The sequence below is a fragment of the Streptococcus oralis subsp. dentisani genome, assembly GCF_002860905.1.
Taxonomy (GTDB): Bacteria; Bacillota; Bacilli; order Lactobacillales; family Streptococcaceae; genus Streptococcus; species Streptococcus oralis_BA.
In genome coordinates, this window is record NZ_PKIG01000015.1 from 1 (window position 1) to 1,551 (window position 1,551).

Below are 1,551 nucleotides of genomic sequence, written 5' to 3' on the forward strand. Positions count from 1 at the left end.
GGCTCTTTGTCAACTGTAGTGGGTTGAAGAAAAGCTAAGATCTAGAAAGGACGAAATTTGTCCTTTCTTTTTTGATATTGAGAGCGATAAAAATTCGTTTTTTGAAGTTTTCAAAGTTCCGAAATCCAAAGGCATTTCGTTTGATAAGTTTAACGAGATTATTGGTCGCTTCCAGTTTGGCGTTAGAATAGGGGAGTTGAAGGGCGTTGACGATTTTCTCTTTGTCCTTTAGAAAGGTTTTAAAGACAGTCTGAAAAAGATGATGAACCTGCTTTAGATTGTCCTCAATAAGTCCGAAGAATTTGTCAGGTTCCTTGTTCTGAAAGTGAAAAAGCAAGAGTTGATAGAGATTGTAGTGGTGTTTCAAGTCTTCTGAATAGCTCAAAATCTTGTCTAGAATCTCTTTATTCGTTAAGTGCATACGAAAAGTAGGGCGATAAAATCGTTTATCACTGAGTTTACGACTATCCTGTTGAATGAGTTTCCAGTAGCGTTTGATGGCCTTGTATTCATGGGATTTTCGCTCAAATTGATTCATGATTTGGACACGGACACGACTCATAGCACGGCTTAGATGTTGGACAATGTGAAAGCGGTCAAGAACGATTTTAGCGTTAGGAAAAAGTTTACTGGCAATATCGTAGTAAGGGCTAAACATATCCATCGTAATGATTTTCACCTGACAACGAACAGCTCGCTCGTAGCGCAGAAAGTGATTTCGGATGATAGCCTGTGTTCTGCCTTCAAGAACAGTGATAATGTTGAGCTTGTCAAAATCTTGTGCAATAAAGCTCATCTTTCCCTTTGTAAAAGCGTACTCGTCCCAGGACATAATCTCAGGGAGGTAAGAAAAATCAGACTTAAAGTGGAAATCATTGAGCTTACGAATGACAGTTGAAGTTGAAATAGCCAGCTGATGAGCAATATCGGTCATAGAAGTCTTTTCAATCAGCTTTTGCGCAATCTTTTGGTTGATGATACGAGGAATTTGATGATTCTTCTTGACGAGTGAGGTCTCGGCGACCATCATCTTCGAGCAATGATAGCACTTGAAACGACGCTTTTTCAGAAGAATTCTAGTAGGCATACCAGTCGTTTCTAGGTAAGGAATCTTAGACGGCTTTTGAAAGTCATATTTTTTCATTTGACTTCCACAATAAGGACAAGATGGAGCATCGTAGTCTAGTTTGGCGATGATTTCTTTGTGTGTATCCCTATTGATGATATCCATAAATTGGATATTAGGGTCTTTGATATCGAGTAGTTTTGTGATAAAATGTAATTGTTCCATATGATTCTTTCTAATGAGTTGTTTGATCGCTTTTCATTATAGGTCATATGGGACTTTTTTTCTACACAAAAAAGGCTCCATAATATCCATAGGGGGTTACCCACTACAAATATTATAGAGCCGAAAAATAACCCTGAGAGAGGCAAGACCTCTCTTTTTTGTGCAGTTGAGGAGCTAAAGGGTGCAGAATGGATGAAATGTGCCAAAAGTGTTTCTGAATCTGTTAGACTGTACACAGAAAGGGGAAGATTATGCTTAAA

1 protein-coding gene is annotated in these 1,551 nt (G+C 38.4%); it reads right to left on the minus strand.

Annotated elements, in window-relative coordinates; all coding sequences use genetic code 11:
* Positions 1–34: 34 nt before the first annotated feature.
* Positions 35–1,291, minus strand: coding sequence for an ISL3 family transposase (locus tag CYK16_RS10555; protein ID WP_101776981.1), 1,257 nt, complete (start codon positions 1,289–1,291; stop codon positions 35–37).
* Positions 1,292–1,551 lie beyond the last annotated feature (260 nt).

What these genes read in the sequence shown, in the direction of transcription:
- CYK16_RS10555 (WP_101776981.1), bottom strand. Translation starts at nt 1,291, where the DNA reads ATGGAACAATTACATTTTATCACAAAACTACTCGATATCAAAGACCCT.